Genomic DNA, 7,006 nt, shown 5'->3' with positions numbered 1-7,006 from the left:
ATCGAGCTGCCGCCGATATCCGGCGACTTCGCCCGGGTGAAAGCGTTGAGTTGCACTGAAACGACTGAGGGGTGTTACCTGGGTTTGACGTAGAGGGGGTGAGGGGGTTCCCACATCAACTGGATGGGCCTACTTTGCACTGCCTGAATCGCCTGGGCCAGATGTCTATTTGGGGGACGGTGACCGCGTCCCCGCCGCTGGTGTGCGCCACACCCCGCCCGCGCAGCTCGGCGCACAGCAGCGCCCGCCGCAGCCGCTGCGCGTGCACGACCTCGTGACGCAGGCCGCGCCACCACACAGCGGGTACACGCGACCGGGTTGCCTGCGGTGTCTTCATCAGATGTCCTCGATTCCGAGGGTGGCGACAGCGAAGTACCGCACCGCGCCGGAGCTGGTGGTCTTGCGCCGCCACTCGCCGGTGCGGATGTACCCGGCGGCGGTGAGCGCGGCGTCGAGCGCATCGAGACTGACCGGGGCGCCCGGGGCGGCAGCAACGGATTCCCACCGGCAGCTGACATGACGTCCGTAGACGCTGCCGTCGTCGCTGTAGAACAACTCGCAAGCGTAGAGATCGGCGACCGCACCAGCGGGATCGTCAAGGCGGGCGATGACGTGCAAGTCGACGGCTTCAGTGTCGGTCACCGCTCCACCCCCGACGTGTGGACCGGCCACCGTCCTGCAGAACGGGCCGGGGCAGGCGAAGCGGCCTGCGCCGCGCGATCGGGACGGCTCGCGCACCGTCCTGACCGTGGGCTGTGGCCGGCGGAGGCGGCCTGACGCTGAGCGATCGCGTCGTCGCGCGCGGCGACAGCGGCTGCGGACTTGTCCCTCCACTGCTGGCGGCGCGCGGCAGCCGGTCGGCCGAACTCCCCGGCCTGGCGGGCGCGGTCATCGACAAGGGCCCGGATCCGCTGGCGTACCTCCGGATCCACCCCTGCGCGGGCCAGCGCCTTGCCCAATTCGGTGCGCTTGATCGTGTACTGCTGGCGGTCGAGATCCACGCTGGTTCCCGGTGATCCGGCGGCCACGCTGAAGACGGAGTCGCTGATCGAGGACACTTCGAGCCGCAGCCGCTCGTCCACGCGGCTGCGCGGGGTGAGCGCGCCGGTGGCGTTGATCAGCTCGGTGATCTCGTGCCGGGTCGCGTTGGACAGCTCGCTGGCCGGTCGGGCGGTGCGCAGGAAATCCGCACTGGCCTTGGTGCGTTCATCGGCGAACAGCAGTTCCGGCAGCTCCTTGTGCCCGCCGATGACTCCGGCGTCGATGTCCTCGATCGTGCACACGAGCTGCGCGCGCTCCATCGAGGTGAGCCCCTTGCCGTGGCGGGCCTGCTCGAGCAGCTGCTCACGCTGGGCGGCCATGCGGGTGACCCGGGCGCCGATCTCGTCGCTGATGCCGATCCGTTCCGGGGACTCGGCGGAGATGTCGGCTTCGGCGATGTAGTCGGCTTCTGCGCGCAGCTCCTCAGCGTCCATCGCATACAGCTGAAGTTCTTCCAGCAGCTGCTCGCGGTTGATGTAGCCGGGCCACACCGCGAAATCGACCTGCTCGCCCGCTTGGATGGCGCGGCCGACGTCGCGGACACGCTCTTGGTCGGCGGCGGTCAGCACCGAGATCTGTTTGCCGACCTCACGAGCCGCTTTCGGGTTGCGCGCGAACTGCTCCAGCAGCCCCGCCACCCGCCCGCGGGCTTCCTCACCCGGATCCACAACCACCGGACTGGTGAGCAGATCCACCCGGGAGGTTTCCCCGCGCAGGTAGTCGACGACGAACTCCACCCGGGTCCGGTCCTCGGCGGTGAGGCGTGCGGCGGCCAGGTCGACGTCGAGTTGCTCGCGGCGGCGGGCTTGGCTGACCCGATGCTCATCGGGATTCAGCGGGTCGACTTCGGGCCCGCGCCAGGCCAAGACCGCCTGTGTCGCGGCGTCTTTCGCGGCCTCGGGCATCGGCAGCGCGGTCACGAAGTCGATCGCGGCGGACTCGCGATCCCACACACTCGCTGCTTCGGCGTAGCGCTGGAAGTGCTCGGCTTCGAAGTCCGGGTCGAGGCTGACGGTGAACTCCATCGGATCGACGACCACACCCCAGCTCAAGGCGCAGGAGCTGGTCAGTTCGTCGAGGCGCTGGGCCGCCAGCTCCGAATCGTGGCTCCACACCATCGCATCGACGAGTGAGGCAACCATCGCGGCGCGGTTCTGCCACGGGATCGCTTCTAGGCCCGGGGCTCCCGAAGCTGGCCCTGGGGGCAAGGTGGCGGGTGGGAGTAGGTATGTCCTGGCGGGTTGTTCGCGAGCCGTTTTCAGCGGCCGAATGGTATCGTTGAAGTGATGGCCCGCCACCGCGTACATGGAAATCCTGATGCCACGCGTGACAGTGCGACTACAACACGGAGCCGAGTGGCGAGAAGTAGACGTACGATAGTTTTTTGAGGCGAGGATAGTAGCTTCGATAGTGTCCATTCGTCGGATCATTCATGATGGTATCCGCAATTTGGCTACGTGCTTCTTGGCGCGAGATTTTTCCGCTGGCGTATGCTTCGTAGGCTTCGACAGTAAGAATGAAAACGCCGGCGCCGGTGTCTCCGATTTCTGCGTCCGTGCCGCCGTTGTCGATAAGCTCCTGCCGTATCTGAGCGGCCACGAGTGCGGCCTCGGCTTCGTCGATGAATTCCTTGTACAGTTGTTCTCTGATCCATTGATCGCGTGTCATCCCCTTTCGTGGTCGCGTGACCTGAGATATCGCGGCACCTTTGTAGGCGTGGCCGATTTCGTGGGCGAGCGCCGCCGTCACCCGTAGGTCGTTTCCTTTCAAATCGCTATCGATGCTGATCAATTTGACTGCGCGGCTGGTGTAACTACCGCTGCCTTCCCTGCCCCACTGAATGGTCCATCCATCCGCTTTCAGATCCCGCAAATGCTTCGCCAGCGTGGGAGACATCGAGACGAGTGCCTCGGCTGACGGATCCGGCCCGCTGTCGCGGCGGTCAGCTGCCAGAAGATAGCCGCTCCCCACTACGATGGCCGCTGGCCTGGGAATACGCGTCCACGGAATCCTCGCGGCGCCGCGGTGATCGGCATCGGGCAGCGCGGTAGCGACGTTGCGCAGTTCACCACTGCCGGTTCTGTAGCAGGTGACCAGGCCCTTGTTGGCTCGCCCCAGCAGGCCCCTGAGGTGGTGGGCCGCTCCACCAGCGAGGCGCGCGACCGCGCTCATAGCGCCTCATGAACGCTGATCGCGCGAAGTGTCTCAGATACGGCTCTGAATTGCAGATACAGCGTTGCGAAGCCGTGTGTTTCCTCGAACGAGAACACTCTCTCCGGAGGTATCCGAGGGTTGACGCCGACACGGCCGGGCGAAAGGCGGGAACGACTCGCGAGATCGGCCGTCTCGCCGAGGTGTTCGTGTCGTTGTCGTTCGAGGGGCGCTTCAGGCCCTCGACATGCGCCCTGGTCGAGCGGGTGACTACCGCAGCAGGATCCTAGCCGTAGACACCGAGGCCGGAATGTGCACAGCGGCAACGGTACTTCCGCCTTTCTGCCAGGAGACGTCGATCCTGTCATGGGTGACGGAGAACGCGCTGCGGAAAGACCGCTGATCGGCGAACTGCACCGCCGCCACCGTGCGACGGAGTTCCGTAAGTTCCTCACCAGCATCGACAAAGCCGTGCCCGCCGAGCTGGCCGTGCACGTGATGCGCCAACCCGTACTGTACTGCTCGACACGGATCGGTTCGAATCCTGGATCGCACTGGGCGAGCGCCGGGCGGCAGTCGTCACCGATCCAGCGATTCAGCTACGTGTTCGGCTCTCTCGCTGAGGCAAGGGCATCGAGCACTCGCGGATTGGTGACCTCGAGATCTGCCCAGACCAGGTGATGGTCGGTGTCGGTGGTCTGGACCCCTTGGTTCACCGTCTGGAACTCCCGAGACGAATAGATTTGGTCCGGCGCGCCGTCCCAGCCCGGAACGGTCCTGGCGTCGGGCTCGAGTGCCGCGCTCATGCCCATATCCTCGAATGTGCTCCCGTACACCAGTCCTGGGCGATCGGTGTTCAGGTCGGCGGCGACCACCGTCGGGCCGTCGACCATCTCGCGCACCGCAGACCCGATCTCTCTGGCATGCTCTGCACCGGCGCCCTCCTCATAGCTGTGCCCGAAAAACCCCAGCGGCGTGGGATGCAGATTCACCACATTGATTCCGCCGACGCTCACACGCTGCGCATACCGGTCGTATGGTTCTACGGATCGACCGCCGACTTTCAGGTCGAGCCGGGTGGTCGGCAACCGCTGCGCCCACGCATCCTCGATCGGCAACCGGCTGATCACAGCCAGGCTCAGCGTCTTGCCGTCGCTGATATGTGACGGGCACATCTCGGTCTCGTAGACGTGTGGGTAACCGAGCAACTCAGCCAGTTCCCGAGCTGTCGAGCCGTTCGGGCCGATCTCCGATTCCTGCACATTGATGACGTCGGGGCGCAGCCGCCGCAGCTGCTCGGCGAAATACGGCATATCCACCTCGTCATAGTCGAATGCGTCCGTCGACAAGGCGCGGCGACCACCGGCAATATTCCATGTGACCACCCGGAACGGCCGCCGAGGATCAGCTCCGGTCACGCCGGACAACTGCTCACCGACAGAGACATCCAGTGGCAGCGAGGCTGGCGAGTCGCCGGTGTCGAATTCACGACGAAACCCTTTGTCGGCGTTTCGAAATTCTTCCGCGGCCTCTTCGAGTCGTCGAGGGAAGGGCCTGACGCCGTGTTCGGCGTCGGCTGATCCGATTCTCAAAATCTTGCTGCTCAAGTCTCGGGCAGCTTGGAGAGCTGCGCGAACAACCCCGTTGGATGGGTTCAGCAAACCAACGCCCTCGGCGTTCCCGCCACAGCTTCCTCGTCTTGTCCCGGCAACCGCCGCAAGAGCCGGTGTGGCCGTGTGGTCGGTGATCGTCGGCTGAGCCTGCGATTACGGCCGAGCCGAACCCTCACTGCCATCAGGGATGCTTGCTTGCGCACCTGCTTGTGCCGGGGTGCTGTTGAGGGCGGTGTCACTTCGGCTGTGTGGCGTTGTCGCGTTGGAGGGTGCGGTAGACGGTGGGCCGGGAGATACCGAATACCCCGGCGAGATCGGCGATGGTGTACTCGCCACTGCCGTGCATACGCCGCAGCTCGGTGCGTTGCTTGGCCGAGAGTTTGGGTTGGCGGCCGCGGAGGCGGCCTTTGGCGCGGGCCACGGCCATGCCCTCGCGGGTGCGCATGCGCAGCAGGTCGACCTCGAACTCGGCGAAGGTGGCCAGGATGTTGAAGAACATCTTGCCCATCGGGTCGTGCGGGTCGTACACCTGCCCGCCGAGCGACAGCTTGATACCCCGGGCGGCCAGATCGTCACCGATCGCCCGCGCGTCCGGCACCGAGCGCGCGAGCCGGTCTAGCTTCGGCACGACGAGGGTGTCACCGGCACGGACCGCCGCGAGCGCCTGATCCAACCCGGGGCGCTGACGGCTGGTACCGGTCAATCCATGGTCGAGATAGATGCGTTCCTCGGCCACACCGAGCTCACCCAATCGGTCGCGTTGGGCGGTGAGATCCTGGGTGTCGGTGGAGCATCGGGCATAGCCGATCAACGTGCCGGACATGACCGGAAAGCGTAACGGATAGCACCCCTTCACCGAGAAGCTATCCGTACGGCCTATATGAGACACGAATTCGTCCTCGTGGCGGCCCGCCGCCACCGTCCCGGCGGAGTGTCCGTTGAAGGTTCGGCTAACGGACACACCATTCGGCCGCTGAAAACGATCGCGAACAACCCGCCAGGACATACCTACCCCCACCCGCCACCTTGCCCCCAGGGCCAGCTTCGGGAGCCCCGGGCCAAATTGACCTGTCATCATGCGGGTCAGGAACCGGACCATTCCGCAATCGAACAGGCGCCAGCTCTTCTCCCAGAAGTTGACGTGTCGCCGCCAGGCCACTACGGGCCACTGGTCGGGGTCCTCGCTGGTCATGAGCCAGCACATGTAATTCGCGTTCATGCCGGCGCCCCAGGGCATGACGGCATCGGCTCCCACTTGTACGTCGGGAACTCCGCCCTCGTCGACCCAAAGCCAGCGGACGTCCTTCACATCATCTCGGATGTGGCACGTCTCCCAACCCCGGACATCGCTGGGGAAGGGTGGCAAGATCACCAGCTCCCCGATGTTGCCCATGCCGTAGATGTCCAGCATGGACTTGTAGTCGCTCGGCAGCGGTGTACCCAACGCGTTCTCAGCGGTCGCCCAGTCGATCTTCTCGCCGCCCACATGGTGTGCGGGGACGAGATCGAGCAATACCGCCACGTCGGGATGGACGTTCATGATGAAAAGCTCCTCCAAGTCTGCGGCCGTCGACTCCAACTGTTCTCGGACGAACCGATCCGGGACGGAAACTTGACTCCCAGGGCTGACAAATCCCGACGTGAATTGCTCGTTGTCAGTATCCGGCTGGCCACCGGCGGCCGGCTCGGCATCGCTTCCCGCCACGAGGGATTCGTTCGCCTGGAAGGGGTCCAGCGTGAGCGGCCGAAGGAGACCACACTTTCTGACCCTGTCGCGCCGTGCAAAGGTTTCCTTACCTCGTCGTCGGCATTCGCCGATCGACGGTGCCATAGATCGCCGGTATGGCGCGCTCACCACCTTCGGCTGAAACGGGGTGGTGGTGGACGGCGATAGGTTCGTCAGTTCGCGTTCCGTGTGTCATCACATCATCGAGGAGTTCTGCGTGAAACGCATCGTGGGTAGGGTTGTCGGAGTCGTGGCCGCGGCGGTGATGGCTCCGGTCCTGTTGGCCGCGACCGCGCAAGCCGATCCAGCCACCGTGTACTTCAGCGCGGGTGGCATGAACTGCGCTATCGCCGGTGACGGCAGCGTCGGCTGTGACTTCGGCTCCCCGATGCGCTTGCAGTACAGCTTCCTGCCGTTTTCGTTCCCCGTGAACGAGATCGTCATCGATCAGCCCGCGCTTCCGGCCCACCCCACC

General features: G+C 65.1%; 7 protein-coding genes and 1 pseudogene. 1 reads left to right on the top strand and 7 read right to left on the bottom strand.

Annotated features, from left to right (window positions below; translation table 11 throughout):
- Positions 1-115: 115 nt before the first annotated feature.
- The 7 genes from ACWEO7_RS37385 to ACWEO7_RS37355 form a co-directional block, all read right to left on the bottom strand.
- A complete protein-coding gene (locus tag ACWEO7_RS37385; protein ID WP_452430322.1) occupies positions 116-337 on the bottom strand; it encodes a hypothetical protein in 222 nt (73 codons plus the stop codon).
- Positions 337-642: a hypothetical protein gene (locus ACWEO7_RS37380; protein WP_452430320.1), complete on the bottom strand. Its 306-nt coding sequence runs from the start codon at positions 640-642 to the stop codon at positions 337-339. The genes ACWEO7_RS37385 and ACWEO7_RS37380 overlap by 1 nt, the downstream gene beginning before the upstream one ends.
- The gene (locus ACWEO7_RS37375) at positions 639-2,183 is read right to left on the bottom strand and encodes a hypothetical protein (protein WP_452430318.1); all 1,545 of its coding nucleotides are present in this window, start codon (positions 2,181-2,183) and stop codon (positions 639-641) included. The genes ACWEO7_RS37380 and ACWEO7_RS37375 overlap by 4 nt, the downstream gene beginning before the upstream one ends.
- Before the next feature lie 196 nt (positions 2,184-2,379).
- Positions 2,380-3,213 carry a hypothetical protein gene (locus ACWEO7_RS37370; RefSeq protein WP_452430316.1) on the bottom strand — a complete coding sequence of 278 codons (834 nt, stop codon included), beginning with the start codon at positions 3,211-3,213 and terminating at the stop codon, positions 2,380-2,382.
- A gap of 249 nt (positions 3,214-3,462) precedes the next feature.
- The gene (locus ACWEO7_RS37365; RefSeq protein ID WP_452430315.1) at positions 3,463-3,699 is read right to left on the bottom strand and encodes a hypothetical protein; all 237 of its coding nucleotides are present in this window, start codon (positions 3,697-3,699) and stop codon (positions 3,463-3,465) included.
- Positions 3,700-3,791: 92 nt separating this feature from the next.
- Entirely contained in the window at positions 3,792-4,799 is a 1,008-nt protein-coding gene (locus tag ACWEO7_RS37360; protein WP_452430313.1) for an endonuclease/exonuclease/phosphatase family protein, read from the bottom strand.
- A gap of 241 nt (positions 4,800-5,040) precedes the next feature.
- On the bottom strand, positions 5,041-5,628 hold the full coding sequence (locus ACWEO7_RS37355) for a recombinase family protein (RefSeq protein ID WP_452430324.1): 588 nt from the start codon (positions 5,626-5,628) through the stop codon (positions 5,041-5,043).
- A 1,120-nt stretch (positions 5,629-6,748) separates the two neighbouring features.
- On the opposite strand from ACWEO7_RS37355, the pseudogene ACWEO7_RS37350 reads away from it, so the two are divergent.
- A pseudogene (locus ACWEO7_RS37350) lies at positions 6,749-7,006 on the top strand (hypothetical protein); the annotation flags it as partial.

Source organism: Nocardia sp. NPDC004260, assembly GCF_053603155.1.
The sequence above is the reverse complement of the archived record's forward strand: the minus strand, read 5'-3'. Positions and strand labels throughout refer to the sequence as shown.